The organism is Microbulbifer sp. MKSA007, assembly GCA_032615215.1.
Lineage (GTDB): Bacteria > Pseudomonadota > Gammaproteobacteria > Pseudomonadales > Cellvibrionaceae > Microbulbifer.
Genome location: CP128431.1, coordinates 36,565 through 59,245, shown reverse-complemented (window position 1 = coordinate 59,245; position 22,681 = coordinate 36,565). Strand labels below are relative to the sequence as shown.

The window sequence follows — 22,681 nt, the reverse complement described above, 5'->3', positions numbered from 1 at the left end:
GAGGGGATGATGGCACTGGACCGATGGATTGCTCTTGTCATTTTGGCAGTGAGCCTCAGCTACGGATACACGGCGTTCTTTATGATGGACGCAGGCCTGCCGCCTTTCATGCGGTTTAACCCGATCTGGCCAAGCACGTTTCCGAAAGTCATTGCAGTATTGGCCGCAATCACCAGCCTTGCCATTCTGCTCGGCTTTGAAAAGAAACCCGCTGAGAGCGATGCGGACGAGATCGATTTCAGCCGATTGTGGGACTATAATATCGGACAGGCAGTCTTTTTGCTGGCTTTGATGGTGGCCTACGCCTTGCTGTTGCGCCCTTCTGGCTTCCTGCTCTCCACCCTGCTCTTCATTGTGATTGGCGCAGCCCTCTTAGGCGAGCGACGCTTCACGATCCTCGTACCGGTCGCCGCCGTTGCTGCTGGTGGCGTCTGGTATCTGGTTCAGCAAACGCTGGGTATCTACCTCAGCCCGCTGCCGACATTTCTAAACTAGGAGGCCACAATGTTAGACGGTATCTGGATTGGCCTCTCGACGGCGTTCTCATTCTCTAACCTGCTGATGGTGATTGGCGGCTGCTTGATCGGTACGTTCATCGGTATGCTGCCCGGCCTCGGCCCCATGTCCATCATCGCCATCATGATCCCTGTGGCGATCTCCATTGGAGACCCCTCCGCTGCACTGATCCTGCTCGCAGGCGTCTACTACGGCGCAATCTTTGGTGGTTCCACTTCTTCCATCCTCATCAATGCGCCGGGTGTGGCTTCCACCGTTGCCACAAGCTTCGATGGCTATCCGCTAGCCCGTCAGGGCAAGGCTGGTAAAGCGCTGACTGTGGCCGCAATCGCTTCTTTCGCAGGCGGCAGCATCGGCGCGATCCTGCTGATGATCTTTGCTCCGGCTCTGGCTTCTGTCGCCCTGCTCTTCCACTCCGCCGAGTACTTCGCGCTCATGGTAGTCGGTCTATCTGCGATTGCCGCTTTTGCAGGCAGCGGACAGGTGGCAAAAGCGCTGCTGATGACGCTGGTCGGTTTGATGATGGCAACCGTTGGTGAAGGCGCGCTGTTCAACCAGCCACGCTTCACCATGGGTATTCTGGATCTACAGTCTGGCTTCGGTTTCATCACATTAGCAATGGCCATGTTCGCTCTGCCAGAAGCGCTGTTCCTCGTGCTGGACCCTTCCCGTTCCAACTCCGGTAGCAATGGTGGTGACATCAAAGATCTGCGCATCACCAAGGAAGAAGCCAAGAAGATCACCCCAGTGATTGGACGCCAGTCCATTCAGGGCTTTCTGATCGGCGTTCTGCCCGGCGCTGGCGCGACCATCGCTTCTTTCCTCGGTTATGCGGTGGAGCGCAATATCGCTCCGAAAGAAGAACAAGCTGAGTTCGGCAAAGGCTCCGTTAAAGGTCTCGCTGCTCCCGAGTCCGCCAATAATGCAGCGTGTACCGGTTCCTTCGTTCCCCTGCTCACCCTCGGCATCCCGGGTTCAGGAACCACTGCAATCCTGCTCGGTGCTCTCATCGCACTGAACGTATCGCCCGGGCCGCGCCTGATGGTAGATCAACCAGAGATCTTCTGGTCTGTGATCATCTCCATGTATGTGGGCAATGTGATCCTGCTGATCCTGAACCTGCCGCTGATCCCTTACATCGCTAAGGTGCTGGCTGTTCCTCGCAATTTTCTCATTCCGTTCATTCTGTTCTTCACCCTGATGGGAGCATATATTGGGCAGAACAACGCGACAGAACTGCTGATGCTCGTGGGCTTTGGGGTGTGCGCAACGCTTCTGCGCTTTGCTAATTATCCGCTGGCTCCGCTGCTGATCGGCTTTATTCTGGGCAGCATGCTGGAAGATAACTTCTCCCGCTCTATGCAGCTTTACGATGGCATTGGCTTTATTCTGGAACGCCCGATGACCATGGGCCTGCTGGCTCTGGCAGTTATCCTGGTCGTGCTGCCAACCATCCGCGCGCGCCGAGTGCGCAAACAAGAACTGCAGGCCGCAGAAAGCGACTGATGACACAGCAGCTGGGAAACTGAGATTTTGACATTTGAGAGAAAAGACCTTTTCAACCTTTCCATAACGCTTGCGATTGCGGGCGCTGGAGCAGGTCTTTTTTCTCTCCTCGGTTTTCCCGCTGCCCCCCTCACCGGTTCTGCACTGGCTGTTTCCATTGGAGGTCTGCTCGGTGCGCCGGTCACCGTTCCCCTTTGGTTGCGGACACTGTGCTTTATCGTGCTCGGCACAGGCATTGGTTCTGGGGTCACACCAGCTGTCATTGATGCCGCCGTAACATGGCCTGCCAGCTTCCTCGCTCTCGGTATCAGCCTTATCCTGAGCATGTTTCTTAGCCGAATGGTTCTGGTGCGCTTCTTCGGTTTTGACGCCTACAATGCTTCATTGGCTTCGTCTCCGGGCCACTTAAGCTACATCCTCAGCATGGCAGCAGATGCCAAGGCGGATGTGACGCGTATCGGCCTTGCCCAAAGCACGCGGGTGCTCTTCCTCACCATCTGCGTGCCTCTCTTTATCACTCTGCTTTTTGAAGAAACCGGCACCTCTTTCCTTCCGGCGCAAAACATCACCCCACTCTCCGCAGTTTATCTTCTGCTGGGCGCTGCTCTCGTGGGAACCATCTTCCTGAAGATGAAACTGCCTGCGGCCTACCTGCTTGGAGGAATGCTCGTGTCCTCGCTTGGGCACCTGACGGAGTTCACTCCGGGCAAGATGCCGGACTGGGCCACGCTCAGCTCATTTCTGGTTATGGGAGCCTTGATCGGCACCCGCTTCAAAGGCATTAGCCCAGACCTTTTCGCAAAGGCCATCGGTGCGGGTATCGCTGTTACTCTCATCACCGTCGGCATGGCAATCGTCGGCGTCGTACTAGCCATGCCACTGGTTGGTTTGGACCCAAGCCTGCTATTCGTGGCCTTTGCTCCCGGTGGCGTAGAAGCCATGGCAGCTATTGCCGTGCAAAGCGGGCTAGACCCCACCTTCGTCGCCGCCCACCACGTCTTCCGCCTCCTGCTCCTGACCTTCCTTGTGCCGCTGTTGCTGAGGCACTCTAAGTCCTCCAACCCACTCAATGATCAGGCGTGAATCTACGTAGGGGTTGAGCTGAAAAATGCATTCCGAATAGGTTAGGCGGAAGTATTTTCCTCAAATTGGACCAAAGCTCAAAAATTTCCCTTATTCATGAAGGTATATCAATCGGCTCAAGACATTAATTCTCAGGGCAACCTGATAGCCTCGCGGAATAATAATTATTCCAATGAAACCGACGGGGAGTTTAATGAGCGCAGCTTCACTGGAAACTTTGGGAACACTGGAAAGCCGTGTGCGATGGCTTGCCTCTTGGACCATTCACAATGCCAACCATCTACGTGGGGCTGATGTTGGTGATGTGAAAGTTGGCGGCCATCAGGCTTCCTGCGCCTCCATCAGCACCATCATGACTGCGCTCTATTTTCATAGCCTGCGCCCACAGGATCGGGTGGCCGTGAAACCCCATGCCGGGCCAATCTTTCATGCAATCCAGTATCTGGCCGGGAACCAGAGCCTGGAGAAGCTGCAAAACTTCCGTGGATTTCATGGCGCACAGTCTTATCCATCACGCACCAAGGACGTTGATGACGTTGACTTCTCAACTGGCTCCGTTGGTCTTGGTGTCGCGCAGACGCTGTTTTCGTCACTGGTGCAGGACTATGTGAAGGCCCATGGCGGTCTCAACAAAGCACCGGAAGGTCGCATGATCTCGCTGGTTGGCGATGCGGAGATGGACGAAGGCAACATCTATGAGGCATTGCTGGAAGGCTGGAAGCACGGTCTGCGCAACTGCTGGTGGATCGTGGATTATAACCGCCAGTCTCTGGATGCGGTGATCCGTGAAGGGCTTTGGGAGAAGTTCGAAAGCATCTTCCGCAATTTCGGTTGGGACGTGGTGACCCTCAAGTATGGCAGTTTGCAGGAAGAGGCGTTTAAAGAGCCGGGTGGCAACAAGCTGCGTGATTGGATCGATTTGTGCCCCAACCAGCTTTACTGCGCTCTCGCCTATCAGGGTGGTGCAGCGTGGCGTAAACGTCTGCTGGATGATCTGGGAGATCAGGGCGAAGTCACTGAACTGATCGAGCGCCGCAGTGATGAAGAGCTTTCAAAGCTCATGTGCAATCTGGGTGGTCATGACCTACCCTCCCTGATCGAAGCCTTTGAGAAGGCAGGCAAGCATGATCGGCCAGTTCTTTTCCTATGCTACACGGTCAAAGGCTTTGGTCTTCCTCTTGCTGGACACAAAGACAACCATGCAGGGTTGATGACGTCCAAGCAGATAGAAGAGTACCGCAAACTGGAAGGCATTCGCGAAGGGCATGAGTGGGACAAGTGGGAGAGTGCTGCAGACCCGCAGGACTTGGAAAAGTTTGTTGCTGAAGCGCCCTTCTTCTCCAAAGGCAGCCGCCGGTATTCCGCTAAGACTGTGCCTGTTCCTCCGCAGTTACCTGCTCCAAATGCTGCGGAGAAGATGCTCTCGACTCAGATGGGTTTTGGTCAGATCCTGCATGAAATTTCCAAGCAGGATGACGAGCTGGCAAAGCATATTGTGACGACTGCACCAGATGTAACCGTTTCCACCAACCTTGGCCCATGGGTCAATCAACGTGGATTGTTTGCAAAGGAAGAGCTGGCCGATACGTTCAAGGCAGAACGGATCCCTTCCACGTTCAAATGGGCGTTCTCACCGCAAGGCCAGCACATTGAGCTGGGCATTGCTGAGTCCAACCTGTTCCTGCTGCTTTCCGCGTTGGGGCTGTCTCACAGCATCAATGGTCAGCGTTTGTTGCCGATTGGTACGGTCTACGATCCGTTCATTCTGCGAGCCGCAGACCAGCTGAACTATGCCTGCTATCAAGATGCCCGCTTCATGCTGGTTGCAACGCCGTCAGGTGTGACGCTGGCACCGGAAGGCGGGGCGCACCAGTCTATCAGCACGCCGCTGATCGGGATGGCACAGGACGGACTTGCGGCGTTTGAGCCTGCCTTTGTGGATGAGCTGGCAACTATTATGCGCTTTGGGTTCGACTATATGCAGCGCGATGGTGAAGGCGATCCGGATGAACGCACGTGGCTGCGGGATCAGACCGGTGGCTCCATCTATCTGCGTCTTTCCACCCGTCCTTTGGAACAACCGCTGCGTACTTTCACACCGGAAGAAGAGCAGGATATTGTCGATGGTGCCTACTGGCTGCGCAAACCGGGGCCGAATGCAGAGATCGTGATTGCGTATACCGGTGCTGTCGCGCCTGAAGCGATCAACGCTGTTGGCCTGATGGCAGAGGATCGCCGTGATGTGGGGCTGCTTGCCATCACGTCTGCAGACCGCCTCAATGCAGGCTGGACAGCGGCACAGCGCGCGAGAGATCGCGGTGCGTTGCATGCCCGTAGTCATATTGAGCGCCTGTTTGATGATGTGCCGGATAATTGCTCGCTGATCACTGTTCTGGATGGCCATCCGGCAACGCTTGCATGGTTGGGTGCGGTCAAAGGCAACAGTATTCGCACGCTTGGTGTGGAGCACTTTGGGCAGACAGGCACCATCGCTGATCTCTATGCCCATTACGGCATCGACACCCAGTCGATTTTACGTGCGGCTGAAACGATTTCGACAGGCGGCAAGATTCGCTACATCAAGGCAAGTTAGGCTTGCATGGCAGAAGCGATGTGTGGTGCATTGCTTCTGCTGTTTTGATCATTGCGCTCAATGAACGCTGCCTGCTGCAAGGATTTCGCCGTGACCTCAGATTTCTCCCAGTACACGCTTGGCTATGACATTCCCGCTTTGCCTGGGATGAAGGTAGAGGACGTACAAACGCCCGCGCTGATCGTGGATCTGGATGCCTTCGACCATAATCTCTTTAAGATGCGGGATGAGATCGCCAAGTACGGCGTGCGCCATCGGGCTCACTGCAAGATGCACAAATCTGCTGAGATCGCGAAATTGCAGATGGGGCAAGGCCATGCCTGCGGCGTGTGCTGCCAGAAGGTGAGCGAGGCCGAAGCGCTTGCAAGAGCAGGCATCACGGACATCATGGTGTCCAACGAGGTTTGCGATCCTTATAAGATTGACCGTCTGGCTCAACTGCCAAAACTGGGCGCGCGTATTCTTGTCTGCACGGATAACCTACCCAACATCGCGGCCCTTTCTGAGGCTGCCGTGAAGCATGGCACGGAGCTGGAGGTTCTGGTAGAGCTGGACTGCGGTGGTAGCCGCTGCGGTGTAGCGGACAGCGCTGCTGTACTGGAGTTGGCGACTGCGATCATTGCAGCTCCGAACCTGCGTTTTGCTGGTATCCAGTCCTATCAGGGGGCGGCACAGCATGCCTATGAGTATGCGGATCGGAAGGCTCTTTTAGATACGGCGATCACCATCACCAAGGACGCGGTTGATCTGTTGGAAAGCAAGGAGATCCATTGCGATATTGTTGGTGGTGGAGGCACAGGCTCTTACCCGTTTGAGGCTGCTTCAGGTGTGTTCAACGAGCTGCAATGTGGGTCCTATCTGTTCATGGATGCGGACTATCGCCGCGTGAAAGATAAAGATGGTCAGTATCTGCCCGCTTTTGAACATGCGCTTTTTCTGCTAACCTCAATCATGTCCACCGACATTGATGGTCAGGCTGTTTGTGATGCGGGACTGAAGGCGCACAGTATCGATTCAGGACCACCAGAGGTGTTTGAGCGTCCTGACCTGCAGAGCCTTGATTACTCAGATGAACACGGTGTTCTCAAAGATCCGCAGAACACTTTGAAAATCAACGATAAGATCAAGCTGGTGCCGGGGCATTGTGACCCGACTTGTAACCTGCACGACTGGTATGTTGGCGTGCGCGGCGGTGTGGTGGAAACGCTTTGGCATGTAACTGCGCGCGGCAAGTTCTATTAGGCCCTCACCTCAGTGTTTGACAGTTTCCGGCTTCCTCTGTAGGTTGCGCGGTAAGGGTTCAGGCCCCTGCCGCTCGCAGAGCCATGCTCATGGTGAAGCCTGAAACAAGAGAGACGACATCAGCCTAAACAAGCGGGTTGGTGGCAATGCGAGCCCCATCAAGTTGATCCCGCATAGTTTGAGGCTATGACATGAATGGATCTCTTCCTTCCCTTTCCGCGTTAAAAGTGCAGGCAAAGCAATTGCGTGCTGCGCTGGAAAAACGCGGCGAACCTATTTCGCACTCCCAGACACTGGAACTCATTGCCCACCAGCATGGTTATCGGGACTGGAACACCCTTTACGCTGCTGTCGGCAATCGTCCGCCCGTGCTGTACCTGCGCCCCGGAGACCGAGTTCAGGGCAAGTACCTTGGTCAGCGGTTTGATGCTGAAGTTCTTGGTGTGCAGAGTTCAGTAGCAGCTTACCGGGTGCGGTTGACTTTGCAGTTTGATGAGGCAGTGGATGTGGTGAGTTTTGACAGTTTCTCCTCCTTCCGCCACCGTGTGACCTGCACTTTGAATGCAGATGGAGTGACCAGCGAGAGGACCTCTGATGGTGAACCTCACATGGTGCTCAATGGGCTTTAGCTTTTCACAATAAAAAGACCGGGAGACCTGAAGCCTCCCGGTTTAAAAGAGGATGCAATCATCCTGTCAGGCGTAACTCAATGGAACGACAGCATGTCCGTTGAGTTCGCCAATCAGGAGGCGCTGGATACCGCCCACTGTGCTGAGCGTTACCTCGCCTGCATCCACACTCTCGGCACCTGTGATTGATCGGGGAAGCTTGAGATCCAGTGAGATGTCGCGCAGCCGGACTTTTTCCTGAATGACTTCAATACTGGTGCTCTTGTTTTGGCCACGCAGCCGTGGAGTCGAGAACAAGGTATGCAGCAAATAGCGCTTGTTCTCCGGCTGGTGGCGCAGGATCACCCTGAGACCGGGCATAGGCTCATGGGTGGTGGTGACCATCGGCTCCTCCAGCAAAGAGCCAATGAGATTGCGCAGGGCCTCCAGCAAAACCACAGGCCCCTTCTGCATGTAGATAGAAAAGACCGAATGCGCGAGATAGGTGATCTGACCCTTGCTGACGCCGACCGCATAGCCTGACTTTTCGCGTCGGTTCGGTGTGTGCTGGTGTCCGCAGAAATGCTTGATGGAACGTGCAAAGTACGGCTCATAGACATCTCCAAGAGACGTGCCATCGGTTACCCTAATCCGTTGTGAACCTTCATAGAGGCACACAGGTGTTTTCGGCGCATCACCAAACTCTGGGGCCGATAGAAGTGCGTAATCCACGTCAAACGGGCTGGTGCCGTAATACTCTGCGCCGATATCAAACAGGAACCCATCTTCGCCAAGGCCACTCTTGCCGGAAAGAAGCAGCTTACCGCCATCTGCCAGATAAGCGTCCAGCTTGGCCTTGAGATCAGCGTCCACCTGCACCTCATCAGGCAGGATCAGGAGTTTGTAAGGGCTGAGATCGCAGTCCCGATCCAGAACATCAAACTGCATCTGACTTTCCAGCAGCAAGCGCACAACGCCTTCGTCTCCCGGCACGTGTTTGGGCCAGGTGCGGATGGTGTAAGGATCGTTGATGGCTTCAGCAGACAAGACACCGATCTCGGCAAGGCCCTCACTGCCAGAGTGATACGCTTCACGGCCCTCAATCAGCTTGAAGGCCTGTCCGATCCGCTCATATGTGGTTTGGTCAATAATGCCTGAGGGATGCAACTGATCGCCTACCGAGCTGCCAGCCCCAAACGCCAGCATCATGGCGCTTTCCTGCTCCAGAGCATCGCCTGGCTTGTAGGTTCCAAACTCGCCCCAAAACGTGTGGAACTTGCCCGTCATACCCAGATATTTGGCGCCGATGGTTTCGGCATAGCGAGCGGAGACGGGAAAATGTTCATAGCCCCAACCGCCTGTTGGCAGGCTCTCAATTTCCAGATGACTGTCGAAGCCAAGGATACGTCTGTCGCCTCGGGTCACATGGCCGTGGTTGTGAAAGACTGGCAAGTCTGCGTGAACACAACGTGCAGCAGCCGTGGTTCTGCGCAAAAACTCATCGCGCATATCTGCCGCATGCTGCACGAGATGTTCGGTGTTCTGCCAATCCAACCCTTTGGCCTTTAATGCATCCATGCTTTGTGAGCTGAGGCTCACATACTGATGGCAGATGTCGAGAAAGATTCCGTCGTTTTCCGGAAGCAATCGAGCGACCTCTTCTATCTGGGCGCAAAGGTAATCCAGATAGCTGGTTCCGAAATCCAGAATACCCCAACTCGGCCCCTGCAGATGGTCAATCCCGCCGGTGGTGATCCATTTGCCGTGTTCGTCCACCACGCGCCATTCCGGGTGTTCATGGCAGGCCAACTCATCCCATGCGCAGCTCAGATAAATGGGTGTTGCGATGCCGCGGGCTTTGCAGGCATCTATCTGCCGACGTAGCAGATTGGTTTTCAGGTTTGGGTGTGGTTTGCCGACCTTGGTCGGATGGTAGGAGTAACCGTGATGGCATTTGGCGAAGAGAGTGATGGATTGCACGCCCGCCTTCACCAAGGTATTGCCAAACTCGTCTTCATCAAAATGCAACCCGATATCAGGGACTTGCGGGCCGGTATGAAAATCCAGATGCACCTGCCGCAGCAACAGCGGATCATTCAGTGTTCTTCTCGTCATTATGCAAATTCCTTGGTGAGCGCGATGGTTTGCTCGTGCTCGTCAAACAGATAAATAGCTTCGGGTTTTAAAGAGACCGTCCATGGCGTTCCGGGCTCATGAAAATGCTGCCCATTCTCCAAAACGGAGATGTACTGCTTGTTGGGCAACACCATGTGCGAGAGCGTCTCGCGGCCCAGTTGCTCAACAACACTGATGGTGCCGCGCAGCGTGGAAAAGCCACGCTCCACTTCCACCACCTCGTTGGGCCGGATGCCTACACAGACTTTCTGACCACTAGCTACAGCGTCGTGCCCTCGCCAGCGGTTTGGCACCTCAAGCCCGACACCATCGCCCAGTTCCAGATGTAAGCCTTGGTCGGAAACGGTCGTGATGTGTCCGTGCAGGAAATTCATCTTTGGTGTGCCGATGAAGCCAGCAACGAACTTGTTGCAAGGGTTGTTGAAGAGCTCGATGGGTGTACCCACCTGCTCGATAACCCCATCACGCATCACCACAATCTTGTCGGCCATGGTCAGCGCTTCCACCTGATCGTGAGTTACGTAGATCATGGTGGCCTTGAGCCTGTTATGCAGCTTCATCAGCTCAAGGCGCATCTGGACACGCAGCTCTGCATCCAGATTGGAGAGCGGTTCATCGAACAGGAACACATCCGGATCGCGAACAATGGCGCGGCCAATGGCAACGCGTTGACGTTGCCCGCCAGAAAGCTCTCCCGGTTTGCGTTTCAGCAACTGCTCAATCTGTAAAGTCTGCGCGACGTCTTGAACTTTCTCACGGATTAAAGCGGAAGGTTGCCGAGCCACGCGCAGACAAAAACCGATATTCTGCTCTACGCTCATATGCGGATAGAGCGCATAGGATTGGAACACCATAGCGATGCCGCGCTTGTCGGCCTCGACATCATTGATGACACGCTCACCAATCTGGATGGTGCCATCAATGACGTCTTCAAGGCCGGCAATCAGCCTCAGGAGAGTCGATTTTCCGCAGCCGCTTGGTCCCACAAGCACGACAAACTCACCGCTTTGCACGGCCAGATTGATGTCATGCAGCACGTCCACATCGCCGAAACTCTTACAGAGATTAGAAATACTTAGTGTCGTCATTTACTTTCCCATGCCTGTAAGAGAACGAACAAAATGCTTTTGCATAGCCAGATACAGGGCAACGATGGGCAAGGCGGAAAGCAGTACCGCAGCCATGATCGCACCCCAGTCACTGGAGTACTGGCCCTGAAAGGATGTCAGCCCCAACGGCAGTGTCTTCACCTCTTTGGAGGTGAGGATCAAAAGGGCGATGAGAAACTCGTTCCAGACAAACACCACCTGAAAGATCGCAGCGCTGAGCAGTGCTGGTTTTGAGAGCGGCAACACGATGAAAAACACCGTGCGCAGCTGCGAGCATCCATCCAGCTTGGCAGCCTCCTCGAGGTCTTTGGGAAACTCCAGAAAGAACGCGTAAAGCAGGATGACGGTGAACGGGATGCCAAATGCGATGTAAGGCAGGATCAGGCCTGCCAGCGTGTTGAGCAACCCGAAGCCGTCCAGCAGTTGGAACATGGGCACCAGCACGGCATGCAGCGGCACCGCATAGGAAGCCACGATGAACATATAGACCCACATGCGGCCCTTGAACGGGATGCGCGCCAGAGCGTAAGCCGCCAGTGTGGAGATCGCGACGATACCCGTAACCGAGAATACCGACGTAATCAGCGAGTTGAGGAAGTAGGTTCCTATCCCGGACGAGAACACCCGCTCAAAATTGCCGAAGTAAAGCTCATTCGGTAGGCCCGATGGATTGGCGAAGATCTCGCCGCGTTTCTTAAAGGCAGTGAACACCATCCAACTGAGTGGTGTAAGAATGAACACGCAGTAGCCGCCGATGAAGACGTACATCATGAGCCGGAGTGTTTTGAAGGGCATTTTGATCATCTGTCCCTCCGGCTGGTGCGCAGCTGTACGATACCGAGACCCAGAGCGATCACCAGCAAGACAACGGAGACAGCATTTGCATATCCCATGCGCCCAATGGTGAAGGCGTTCTGAACGATGTAGGAGCCCATCACCTGTGTGGAGTTGCCAGGGCCGCCTGAGGTGAGAACATAAACAAGATCAAACACTTTGAAGGCGCTGATGACGGTGATCAGGACGCAGACAATCAGCACGTTACGCAGCTCCGGCAATGTGACGTTGAAGAAGCTGAGGATCGGCCCTGCCCCGTCCAGTTTGGCAGCCTCATAAAGCTCCCGCGGAATGCCTTGCATAGCGGCAAGCAGGATGATCATCATGAAGCCGGTGTACTGCCAGAAGCCCACGAAGATGATGGCGTAAAGGGCGATGTCCGGATCGCCCAACCAACCGCGCATGGGTGTTGACCAACCCATGTTGAAGAACAGCTCTTCAATCATGCCCGTGTTGGGATCAAACACCAGTCGCCACAACAGACCAATGGCAATGGTGGAGATGACGATGGGCATGAAGATGATCGCGCTGATCACGCTCTTCCCGCGTTTGATGCCGCGATCCAGAATGGCGGCCAGCAGTAGACCCACGCCAATCTGCAAAATGATACCGGTGATGGCGATGATAATGTTGTTTTCAAACGCGATCCAGAACACATCGTCCTGCACGATCTCAAGGTAATGAGAAAAACCAACAAACTGTTTGGTGGGCGATGTGAGCCCGAATTTGTAGAGTGAGTAAACGAGTGTTTGGATAAATGGCACGAGGATGAACAGGGCGAACAGGCTGAGTGCCGGTAACACCATAAACCATCCGAAAATGGAACTCGTGCCGAAGATGGAGGATGGAGTGGCGCGGCGGGCCGCGCTCTCCTGTTCCAAAAGTACTGTCATGCGTTAAGACTCTGCTGAAAGCGTGGAGGGGTTAGCCCTGTTGCTCTTTTGCTTTTTGAGCACGCGCACGGATTTCACCCATGGCTTGTTCAGGAGTCTTAGTTTCATTCAGTACTTCCTGAATGATGCTGAGGTAATGCTCAGAAACGGACTTCTCCAGTCCCACATCCAGAATAAGCACCAGACCGGCATAACTGCCTGCATCCTTTGCGATTTTGCGGAAGATTGGTGTACCGTCTTCTTCACCCATGTGAGAGGCGTTGACTGGCAGGCGACCAAAGTCTCGTGCGCGTTTGGCCTGTGTTTCACCGGAGACGAGGAAGTTCACAAAGGTGGAAGCGGCATCCATGTTCTTCGTTCTGGCTGAGATCTGATAGCCTTCCAGCAAGGCAAAGTTATAGTCCTGATTGCCCTTGCCGTTTTCAGCTGCCGGGAAGCGAGCCAGATCATAACCGCCTTCAAGGCCTTCGCTGTCAAATGTACCCGGACACCAGTTTCCGCAGTAAATCATGGCTGCCTGACCAGCCGCAAACAGGCTGCGGGAGGCATCTGCTGTGGTGGCGTTTGGTGCTTTGTTGAAGCAACCAGCCTGACTGAGATCAACAAGCGTTTGCAGGGCTTCCACATAACCGGGATCAGAGAATAACTCCGAAGCATTGCCGTCCAATGCATAGTCTTTAGCGACTTGCTCTTCGCCGACGATTTTCTGGTTCAGCGTAGAGATGTAATGTACGCCTTTCCACTTTTCCGCGTTGCCCAGTGAGATAGGCGACATGCGCGGATTGATGTCGCGGATGGCTTTACAGGAGGTTTTTAGCTCACCAAGCGTGGTTGGAACGCTGAGATTGTTATCTGCAAAGAAGCTGGTGTTGTAGAACATGTATTTGGTGATCAGATGCGTTGGCACACCGTGGACTTTGCCGCCAACCGTGAAGGCATCAAACATGCCCGGTGCAATCTTCTCGCCCCACATGCCCGGCTTTGCGCCAATCTCGGTCAGGTCCGCAGTCAGCCCGTTGCGTGCCAGCACGGCAGCGTCTTCGCCGGACCAGTTGAAGAAGATATCCGGCCCAGCATCAGACGCCAGCGCTACTTGCAGGCCTGTCTTGTAAGCATCACTGGGAAACGTCTCGTAGTTGATCTTGATGCCCGGATGCGCCTCCTCAAAGGTGGCGATTACCTCTTCCCAATGTTTGTTGACCGCATCAGAGGAGCTGGTCAGGTTCCAGAGCTTGAGTTCTGTCTCAGCACTGGCCAATGAAAATGATGAACACGCAAAAAATGAAGCCGCTGCCGCGAGCCGAATGAGTTTCATAATATCCCCCCAGACTGGCAGGTTCTCCCCCATCGAGACCCTGCGTCATGCTGGAAGTTTTCCTTTAGTTGATACCGTTGTCAACTAATTTCAATAATTTCAACTTTGCTGCAAAGCGGCATATTTACTCTGCACAGATCCTATGTCTTCTGAAACAAAAACACTTTCCCGTTCTTCGGCGCTTGTGAAAAAATCAGCGCAGACGCGCCACGGAATCACGCAGGATCACATCGCAAGAGACAGTCATTTTGCGGGAGGAGGAGGAAATCCCGTTGTTGAGCCGTGTCAGCATCATCTCCACCAAACGCGACGCAATTACATCATGCGGCTGCGCAATTGCGGTGATGCTTGGGGTAAGCAAGCGGAAGAAATACGGGTCGTCGTAGCTGACCAGAGACAGGTCCTTTGCAACTTGCAGCCCTTGCTCCTTCATCGCTTCCAGCACGCCCATGGTCATCTCGTAGTTGACGGAGAACAGCGCTGTCGGTGGTTCATCCAATGCCATCAACTGCTGAAGTGCGAAGTAGCCATCTGATAGCCGCCACGACCCTTCGCAGACGTATTCTTCTATGACCTGAAGGCCTGCTTCTTCCATAGCATCACAGAACCCCTGATAACGCCCGCGGGAAGAGGATTGCAGATCACTGGCCTTGATGATCGCGATGCGTTCATGTCCCATCTCGATCATATGCTGAACGGCTCGCTTGGAGGCTTCGCGGTTGTTCACCAGTACTCGGTCAATATCAATGCCGGTGGCTTCATCGTTGAACAGGACGATCGGCTTTTGTAAGGAGCGCAGTTGATCCAGTGAGATGGTGTTGTTGAACGTGCCGCTCATCACCACCCCATCAAACTTGCGGGCCGTCATGATGGACATAAGGTTGTCCAGCTCGCCCGGTTCGTTCTTCAGGTGATAGGTGGTGACCTGATAGCCGTGGTCAAAAAACTGGGTGATGACGTTGGAGAGCACCTGCGTGTGGAACTCATCAAAGCCATCCATCACCACAGCAACGGTCTTGGTCACATCGGTCTTCATGGCCTGCGCGAAGGTGTTGGTCTGGTAGCCCAGCTCCTTGATCGCTTCGCGAATGCGCATCTCGTTGGTCTTGCGAACCTCACGCCCATTGATGAAACGGGACACCGTGCCAACGGCCACACCGGCGCGTTCGGCCACATCCACAATGGTGGCTGTCTGACGGTCGTCTCTCGTTTCGCTCATCCGATCCTCTTGGTGTGCTGTTGCAAGCACCGGAGCTTGCATGAGTTTGCTATCCAGCACAACCACCCTGTGTATCAAGAGGCTTCAACCGCTAAATGTCAGCATACCCAAAACTCCTGCTTGAACACGTGGGTGCAATTAAACTATACTATGATACTCATATTTAAATTACTGGCGGAGTGAGATGCTGCCAGAGGCACGGAAGAGGCGCTACCCATGGATGTTGGGGCAAATGATGTTTATCTGGAACGCCAACCAGAAAGACTGGTTCTGGAAGGCTATCGTCGGTGGTCGTCCGGCTTTGAAACCGGTTCCATCGCGCCTTGGGAAATGGCATGGGATCTGTACAGCGAAGCGCTTGGACATCAGGATGCTGGCGTGGCTCTGGCAAGCCTCTCTCAATATGTGCGTACACTGAAGCGCTGTGCCGCCTGCCCGCTTCGATGCTACCCCTACGATTCCCAGCATCTTTGTGTCGAAGAATGCCTGACGATGGGCCTGATCGCGGGGCTTCAACACGATACGGACACAGCAAAATTCTGCCTGCAACACATCACCTGCCCTCAGCGTTGTGAGGAAGTTGAACAAGCCGCCGCAAACTTTGCTGAAACCCTCAAAAACCTAGGCCAGGTCATGCTGCCAGTGCCATCGCATGTGCTGACGGATATTGTGAAAAAAGGTTCTGGTGGACGTGTGCACTAATGGATTGAGTTGCAATTAGCGAAAAGAAAATGTTCTATTAAGCATGGCCCCAGAAAGGCCAATTTGAGTTACTTTTTAAAGTTGGTCGTCATAGGCTGGAGCCGTTATGGCAAGACGTTCTGAGTTACAAGGCATATGTAACGATCTTCTTGATAGTTTCATTAGCAGATGCAATGACTTGGGTGGTTATTGGGCACTAGGTAAGTTCCAACTCTTCTTGAAGAGAAAAGCAGTTCAAGAACTGCAGTTTCATCTATCAACCACTCCTGACCCAAAAAACAAAGTATCGTACTTGCTAACGTCAGAGTACTATCGGCAAGCCTTTCAGCGGCATTTAAAGATAAGAAAGATCCCACACAGTTGGGTGCAAGAGGGTTACATCAAGGTCAGACAGAAATCGGAGTCTGAGTTGATGTGCTGTATGTACGTCACCTCTGACCTTGGAAGAGAATACGTCGCTGATAGATGTGTTCTCGTGCGCCCGCATAATATCTATTTGGAGAATCGGCGGTCTGATAGATACGGACCGGCCAACAGCAAGGGATTTTAGCCTTCATCCTGCGCATTTGGACGTCTCTGTTCTCTAGAATGTATGCCCTTCAGCGTTGAACGCCTCCATTTTTCTTCATCCTATATACCACGCTGATATTTCACAGCTTTCCTTCTAGGTGCGCTGCGATAAATCAGGGGTTGTGCACAGCTGGGATTTACAAGCGTAAAATCCTGTTTCTAAAATTGGTCTGACGTCTGATGGCAGACAAAATGAAACGAACATCTGTGCGGAGCCCAACTTGCCAAGCCCATCCAATAATAAAATTCGGCCAATCAAGACCGAGGACAGAAGCGATGCGATCCTGCAATCGCTGACAGACTTCATCGTGGAGGAAGGCTTGCAGCCCGGTGACAGACTGCCCACGGAACGAGAGCTGATGAACGGCCTGAAAGTTGGCCGCTCGTCCATTCGTGAGGTGATCCGTCATTTGCAGGCACTGGGTATTGTTGAGATCCGCCGTGGGTCCGGCACTTATCTGAAGCGTCCACTTTCAGAGAAAACAGTTTATCTGCCGCTGTCCATTGCCACCAAACGGGATGGCCTGTTGCAGACGCTGGAAGTGCGCCGGGCGTTGGAGGTGGAAGCCTCCATTCTGGCGGCGCAGCGAGCAACGCCTGATGAGATCGAAGAGATGCGCACCAAGCTGGAGCACATGGAAGCGGTCCATCACCTTAATGGTACTGCAGGCCCTGAGGACCTTGAGTTTCACCTCTCCATCTACCGTGCAGCAGGAAATCCGCTGTTTGAGCAGCTGTTGCAGCAGATGCGGGAGTCTTTTGAGAGCTTTTTTGAGATGCCGTTCGATCGCAAGGATTTTGCCGGACGGTCTTTTCCATTTCACCGACAATTATTTGACGCCATCGCCAGTGGAGACACGGAGAAGGCCCGCAAACATACCTTGGAAATTTTGAGTGTGGTTGAAGAAGATATTGTGCAGATGGCACAGGAAACGGACTTAGTATGATCGATCTGTGGGGGGAGGACACAGCAACAGTTGTCGCGCATGACGAAGCATCCTTTGCGGATGCGGTGGTGCCGCCGATTTTCCAGAACTCGCTTTTCACCTTCTCCTCCTATCAGGAGATGTGTGACACCTTCGCGGGCAAGATCAACCGTCCGGTTTACACCCGTGGCATCAACCCAACTGTGCGTGCGTTTGAGGAGAAAATCGCCAAGCTAGAGGGCTCTGAAGATGCTCTCGCACTATCTAGCGGAATGGCTGCTATTTCGTCTGCCATCTTGTCGGTGGTGAAACCCGGAGACCGGATCCTTTCCGTCAAACATGTTTATCCGGATACCTACCGCTTCTTCGAGATTTTCCTGCGCAAGTTTGGTGTCAGTATCGACTATATTGACGGCAGCAATCTGGCGACCGTTGAAGCCGCCCTACCTGGCCACTCCCTGTTTTATCTGGAAAGCCCGACCAGCTGGATCATGGAGGCGCATGATGTGAAGGCTCTGTGTGAGCGTGCCAAAGAGGCGGGTGTGACCACAATCATTGACAACAGTTGGGCTTCACCAATCTTCCAAAACCCGATCAAACTGGGCTGTGATATTGTGGTGCATTCTGCTTCCAAGTACATCAGCGGCCATAGTGACGTGGTGGCTGGTGTGATCGCCACGTCTGCAGAGCGCGTTGCGCAGATCCGTGGGGAAGTGACCCAGTATCTGGGCAGCAAGCTGTCGCCGTTTGAGGCGTGGTTGCTGCTGCGGGGCCTGCGCACACTCCCACTGCGTATGAAAGCCCATGAACAGGCAGGCATGGAGATCGCCAAAAGACTGGCGGAACACCCTGCGGTTAAAACAGTTTTCCATCCGGCATTCCAGAACAAGGCCCACCCGGGTCTGCGTGGAACGTCCGGTCTCTTTTCGATCGAGCTGGCAGAAAATGTCAGTGTCGAAGCGCTTTGTAACCACCTGAAAATTTTCAAAATCGGTGTGAGTTGGGGCGGGCATGAAAGCCTGATTTGCCCTGCACAGGCCTCTCTTATTCAGTCGGGAGGACCAAACTCAACCGCATTCTTTGGCGTGTCACCGCACGTCGTTCGCCTGAATGTCGGCCTTGAAGACCCTGAGGATCTCTGGGGGGACCTCCAAGAAGCGTTGGGAGCCGCATCAGAATAACATTGCTAGAGGAGAGGCAATTATGAGTTTGAAGAAGTTATTGGCCACAAGTCTTGTGGCAACAGCTATTGCAGGTCCGGCAGTTGCTGAAACCAACCTACAGCTGGTGGAAGTGATCACGAGCCCGGAACGTACCAAGGTTTTGCAGGGTATCGTTTCTGAGTTTGAAGCAGAAAACCCGGGCACCAAAGTTGAAATTATCTCGTTGCCATGGGGGCAGGCATTCGAGAAGTTCGCGACCATGGTTTCTGCTGGTCAGACACCGGATGTGGTTGAAATGCCAGACACATGGGCTGCGCTTTACGCCAATAACGGCGCTCTTGAAAGCCTAGAGCCTTACCTGACAAGCTGGGATGGCACAGACAAGCTGAATGCCCGCACCATTGAGATGGCCCGCAGTGGCACCGGCACCGCTTACATGCTGCCTTACGGCTTCTATCTGCGCGCTATGTTCTACAACAAGAAGCTCTTCAAAGAAGCTGGTGTTGAGAAGCCACCGGTAACTCTGGATGACTTCCGCGAGGCTGCTGAGAAAGTTTCTGCACTGCCAGGCAAATACGGCTTCTGTCTGCGTGGCGGGTCCGGTGGCCTGAATGGCTGGGCGGTGTTTGGTGCAACAACCGCTGGCACTGATCAGTTCTTCGATGAAGAAGGTAACAGCATCATGTCCACCGAGGCGTGGATTAAGGGTGCGCAGTTCATGGTCGATCTTTATCAGGATGGCCTTGCTCCAAAAGACAGCCTGAACTGGGGCTTCAACGAAATCGTGGCGGGCTTCTACTCCGGCACCTGCGCCATGTTGGATCAGGATCCAGATGCGCTGATTGGTATTGCGCAGCGCATGGACCCGAACGACTTTGGCGTAACCACCATGCCAAAAGGGCCAAATGGCAAAGCCTATCCAACCATCGGATACGCAGGCTGGTCCATGTTCTCTGACAGTGAGCACAAAGACGCTTCCTGGAAGCTGATCGCGAAGCTGCAGAGCCGTGATGCCAACCTTGAGTGGTCCAAGCGTGTTGGCACTCTGCCAATCTACAAGGATGCTGAGAGCGATCCGCACTACAACACCCCGCAGTTTGCTGGTTGGTTTGAAGAACTGTCCGATCCGGACGTCCACCCGCTGACCATGCCAACTCACCTTGAAGAGTTTGCGTTCTTCAAAGACTCCATGTCCATCCGCACCAGTCAGGAAGCTCTGCTGGGCCGCAAATCTGCGGAAGAGCTGGGCAAAGAGTGGGGAGATTACCTCTCTGCAGCACAGAAAAAGTGGCTGGCTAAACAGTGATGACAACTGCCACAGACCTTGGAGCACACCCTGCCAATCGGCAGGGTGTGACCTCTCGCAGATTCCTATCCCGACTTGAGCCCTACTTTTACGCCAGCCCAGCCATTGTGTTGTTGGTGACGGTGATGATGGTGCCGCTGGTGGTTGGCCTGACGTATACGGTCAGAGACATTCGCATCCTCAATCCATTCAGTGGTGGCTATGTGGGCTTCGCGCACTTTGAAGCAGTCTGGCACGACCAGAACTTCCATAATGCGCTATTCAATACCTTCTGGTGGACAGTAACCTCGCTGTTCTTTCAATTCTTTCTGGGTTTGACGCTCGCTCTCTTGCTCAATCGCACGTTTCCCGGGCGGCGCATCATCCAATCACTGGTTTTTCTGCCATGGGCCGTGCCAGCGTTTTTGTCAGGCCTCAACTGGGCGTGGATGTTCAATCCGGTCATCAGTCCCCTGCCCCATTGGCTGTTTGCTCTTGGCATCTTAAGTGAGCCGACAAATATCCTGTCGGATCCTGATCTGGCCATGTGGGGCCCGATTGTTGCCAACATCTGGTTTGGCATTCCATTTTTTGCCATCACATTGCTCGCAGCGCTTCAATCCATTCCAGGTGAGATTTATGAGGCCGCTTCCATTGATGGCGCGAGCCGCAGGCAGCAGTTTGTCAGCATCACACTGCCGTTTCTTGCGCCGACCATTGCGATTACGCTGATGCTGCGCACCATCTGGATCGCCAACTTTGCTGATCTGATCATCGTCATGACCAATGGTGGCCCGGCAGATTCAACGCAGATTGTCTCCAGCTACATCTTCACGCAGGCCTTCCGCCGTCTGGACTTTGGCTATGCCTCCGCAATCGCGGCTGTACTGCTGGTTCTGCTGCTGGCTTATGCGGTCTCCATCATCTTCATCAGACGCAGTCTGCTGCGCGAAACCTGAGGCTCTGTTATGGCATACTATGCAAAATCAAAGGGCCAACGGATGGTGGACTGGAGTGTCCATTACGGCCTGCTCGCCTGCTTTCTGTTCTTTGCCTTGTTCCCGCTCTTCTGGCTGTTCAAGGTGGCTGTGACGCCCACGAACCTGCTTTACTCTGAAGGCATCCGCATGTGGCCCTCCGAGACCACATGGGCGAACTTCGCGCAGGTGATGACGGATACGGACTTCCCGCAGTTCTTTATCAACTCGGCCATTGTGTCCGGCGCAACGGCTCTCATTTCCACGCTGATCGCAGCAGCAGCGGGATACTCATTCTCGCGGTTCCAGTATCGCGGCAAGGCCATCATCATCGTCCTGATGCTGATCACTCAGATGTTCCCGCTGGTGATGCTGATCGCACCGATCTTCCGCATTCTCACACCGCTGGGGCTGACGGACAGTCTGCTTGGGCTTGTTGTGGTCTACACAGCCTTCAACGTACCGTTTGCAACCTTTCTGATGCAGTCGTTTTTTGACGGCATTCCCAAAGATCTTGAAGAAGCAGCCATGATTGATGGCAATACGCGTTTTGGTGCTCTGGTGAAGATCATCTTCCCGCTCACCCTGCCGGGTATTGCAGCCACGCTTGGCTTTGTGTTCACCGCGGCGTGGAGCGAACTGCTCTTTGCGCTCATGCTGGTCAGCAGTCCAGATGCTGTCACCTTCCCTGTTGGTCTGCTTACGTTCATCTCCAAGTTCTCTGTCGATTTCGGGCAGATGATGGCAGCTGGCTTCCTGGCGCTCATTCCTGCGGCAATCTTCTTCTTCCTCATCCAGCGTTATCTGGTGCAGGGTCTTACCGCCGGTGCGGTCAAAGGATAACGAGGTACTTTATGGCTTCTATTCAAATCACCGAGGCAACCAAATCCTACGGCAACACCGCTGTTCTGCACGGGATCGACCTGAACATTCAGGATGGCGAGTTCATTGTGCTGGTAGGCCCGTCCGGCTGCGGAAAATCTACCTTACTGCGCATGATTGCGGGGCTTGAGGAAGTGACCTCTGGCTCAATCTCCATCAACGAGCGGATCATCAATGATCTGCCGCCGCGCGACCGAGATATCGCCATGGTGTTCCAGTCCTATGCGCTCTACCCGCATATGAGCGTGGAAGAGAACATCAGTTACGCGATGACCCTTCGCAAATCGCCGAAGGAGAAGATCGCCAGTGCTGTGAACGGGGTCTCCAACATCCTCGGCCTGAATGGTCTGTTGGAACGTCGCCCGAAAGCACTCTCCGGCGGTCAGCGTCAGCGTGTTGCCATGGGCCGTGCGATTGTGCGTGATCCGCAGGCGTTTTTGTTTGATGAGCCGCTCTCCAATCTGGATGCGCGCTTGCGCGAACAGATGCGTTCAGAAATCCGCAAGCTGCACCGTAAGCTGAAAGCGACATCTATCTATGTGACCCATGACCAGATTGAAGCCATGACCATGGCCGACAGAATCGTGGCGATGCATGATGGATATATTCAGCAAGTGGGCACGCCGCTGGAAATCTATGACAAGCCAGCCAATGTTTTTGTGGCGTCCTTCATCGGTTCTCCGGCCATGAACTTCATCAAAGGCACAGCTCGTGCATCTGGTGATGGCTACCACCTGCAGACCGATGAGAACCATCAGATTGTTCTGCCGGAAAGTGCGGGTTTGAAGGATCAGATGGATCTTGTTCTGGGTGTGCGGCCTGAGCATCTGATGATCACAGAGGAAGGTCCAGCCACCCTGGCTGCAACGGTGGATCTGATTGAGCCCATGGGCCTTTCCACGCTGGTTCATGTGCGTATCGGACAGGAAAGCCTTAAAATCTTCACACTCGAACGGCCTGATATTGCAGAAGGCACACAAGTTCATGTGACCTACCAAAAAGAAAAGCTGCATATGTTTGATGCTCGAACTGAAATGCGGCTGGAGTCTCCCGTATAAGTTCCCCGAACTGGTTCGTTGTTTCGACAACGAACCGCCTTTCTGGACTCAGGGTTTTCACGTT

At 54.0% G+C, this 22,681-nt stretch carries 19 protein-coding genes; 13 read left to right on the top strand and 6 right to left on the bottom strand.

The annotated features are described in order from the left end of the window. Positions 1–9 precede the first annotated feature (9 nt). The 6 genes from QT397_00240 to QT397_00215 all read left to right on the top strand — a co-directional run bounded on the left by QT397_00240 (position 10) and on the right by QT397_00215 (position 7,569). A complete protein-coding gene (locus QT397_00240) occupies positions 10–495 on the top strand; it encodes a tripartite tricarboxylate transporter TctB family protein (GenBank protein ID WNZ53966.1) in 486 nt (161 codons plus the stop codon). Positions 496–504: 9 nt separating this feature from the next. Beyond that, entirely contained in the window at positions 505–2,022 is a 1,518-nt protein-coding gene (locus tag QT397_00235; GenBank protein ID WNZ53839.1) for a tripartite tricarboxylate transporter permease, read from the top strand. Positions 2,023–2,049: 27 nt separating this feature from the next. After that, positions 2,050–3,105, top strand: coding sequence for an AbrB family transcriptional regulator (locus tag QT397_00230; GenBank protein ID WNZ53838.1), 1,056 nt, complete (start codon positions 2,050–2,052; stop codon positions 3,103–3,105). A gap of 193 nt (positions 3,106–3,298) precedes the next feature. Further along, positions 3,299–5,698, top strand: a complete 2,400-nt coding sequence (locus QT397_00225) for a hypothetical protein (protein WNZ53837.1) — start codon at positions 3,299–3,301, stop codon at positions 5,696–5,698. Positions 5,699–5,788: 90 nt separating this feature from the next. Next, on the top strand, positions 5,789–6,940 hold the full coding sequence (locus tag QT397_00220) for a DSD1 family PLP-dependent enzyme (protein WNZ53836.1): 1,152 nt from the start codon (positions 5,789–5,791) through the stop codon (positions 6,938–6,940). Between the two features lie 191 nt (positions 6,941–7,131). Then, positions 7,132–7,569, top strand: coding sequence for a glyoxalase superfamily protein (locus tag QT397_00215; protein ID WNZ53835.1), 438 nt, complete (start codon positions 7,132–7,134; stop codon positions 7,567–7,569). A gap of 66 nt (positions 7,570–7,635) precedes the next feature. Here QT397_00215 and QT397_00210 read toward each other — a convergent pair whose 3' ends face one another. The 6 genes from QT397_00210 to QT397_00185 all read right to left on the bottom strand — a co-directional run bounded on the left by QT397_00210 (position 7,636) and on the right by QT397_00185 (position 15,054). Beyond that, positions 7,636–9,663 (bottom strand): beta-galactosidase trimerization domain-containing protein, encoded by a 2,028-nt coding sequence (locus QT397_00210; protein WNZ53834.1) that lies wholly within the window; start codon positions 9,661–9,663, stop codon positions 7,636–7,638. Beyond that, complete coding sequence (gene ugpC, locus QT397_00205) at positions 9,663–10,772, bottom strand: sn-glycerol-3-phosphate ABC transporter ATP-binding protein UgpC (GenBank protein ID WNZ53833.1); 1,110 nt, start codon at positions 10,770–10,772, stop codon at positions 9,663–9,665. The genes QT397_00210 and ugpC (QT397_00205) overlap by 1 nt, the downstream gene beginning before the upstream one ends. Then, the gene (locus QT397_00200; protein ID WNZ53832.1) at positions 10,773–11,597 is read right to left on the bottom strand and encodes a carbohydrate ABC transporter permease; all 825 of its coding nucleotides are present in this window, start codon (positions 11,595–11,597) and stop codon (positions 10,773–10,775) included. After that, positions 11,594–12,520, bottom strand: coding sequence for a sugar ABC transporter permease (locus tag QT397_00195; GenBank protein ID WNZ53831.1), 927 nt, complete (start codon positions 12,518–12,520; stop codon positions 11,594–11,596). The genes QT397_00200 and QT397_00195 overlap by 4 nt, the downstream gene beginning before the upstream one ends. Before the next feature lie 31 nt (positions 12,521–12,551). Then, entirely contained in the window at positions 12,552–13,835 is a 1,284-nt protein-coding gene (locus tag QT397_00190; GenBank protein ID WNZ53830.1) for an extracellular solute-binding protein, read from the bottom strand. A gap of 193 nt (positions 13,836–14,028) precedes the next feature. After that, the gene (locus QT397_00185) at positions 14,029–15,054 is read right to left on the bottom strand and encodes a LacI family DNA-binding transcriptional regulator (protein ID WNZ53829.1); all 1,026 of its coding nucleotides are present in this window, start codon (positions 15,052–15,054) and stop codon (positions 14,029–14,031) included. Positions 15,055–15,270: 216 nt separating this feature from the next. Between QT397_00185 and QT397_00180 the strand changes: the two genes are divergently transcribed. The 7 genes from QT397_00180 to ugpC (QT397_00150) all read left to right on the top strand — a co-directional run bounded on the left by QT397_00180 (position 15,271) and on the right by ugpC (QT397_00150) (position 22,617). After that, positions 15,271–15,756, top strand: a complete 486-nt coding sequence (locus QT397_00180; protein WNZ53828.1) for a hypothetical protein — start codon at positions 15,271–15,273, stop codon at positions 15,754–15,756. 791 nt (positions 15,757–16,547) lie between these two features. After that, entirely contained in the window at positions 16,548–17,273 is a 726-nt protein-coding gene (locus QT397_00175; GenBank protein WNZ53827.1) for a FadR/GntR family transcriptional regulator, read from the top strand. Beyond that, a complete protein-coding gene (locus tag QT397_00170) occupies positions 17,270–18,433 on the top strand; it encodes a PLP-dependent transferase (GenBank protein ID WNZ53826.1) in 1,164 nt (387 codons plus the stop codon). The genes QT397_00175 and QT397_00170 overlap by 4 nt, the downstream gene beginning before the upstream one ends. A 28-nt stretch (positions 18,434–18,461) precedes the next feature. Beyond that, the gene (locus tag QT397_00165) at positions 18,462–19,721 is read left to right on the top strand and encodes a sugar ABC transporter substrate-binding protein (GenBank protein WNZ53965.1); all 1,260 of its coding nucleotides are present in this window, start codon (positions 18,462–18,464) and stop codon (positions 19,719–19,721) included. Beyond that, entirely contained in the window at positions 19,721–20,659 is a 939-nt protein-coding gene (locus tag QT397_00160; protein ID WNZ53825.1) for a sugar ABC transporter permease, read from the top strand. Before QT397_00165 ends, QT397_00160 begins: the two co-directional genes overlap by 1 nt. Before the next feature lie 42 nt (positions 20,660–20,701). Next, positions 20,702–21,520, top strand: coding sequence for a carbohydrate ABC transporter permease (locus tag QT397_00155; GenBank protein WNZ53964.1), 819 nt, complete (start codon positions 20,702–20,704; stop codon positions 21,518–21,520). A gap of 11 nt (positions 21,521–21,531) precedes the next feature. After that, the gene (gene ugpC / locus QT397_00150; GenBank protein ID WNZ53824.1) at positions 21,532–22,617 is read left to right on the top strand and encodes a sn-glycerol-3-phosphate ABC transporter ATP-binding protein UgpC; all 1,086 of its coding nucleotides are present in this window, start codon (positions 21,532–21,534) and stop codon (positions 22,615–22,617) included. Positions 22,618–22,681: the final 64 nt, after the last annotated feature.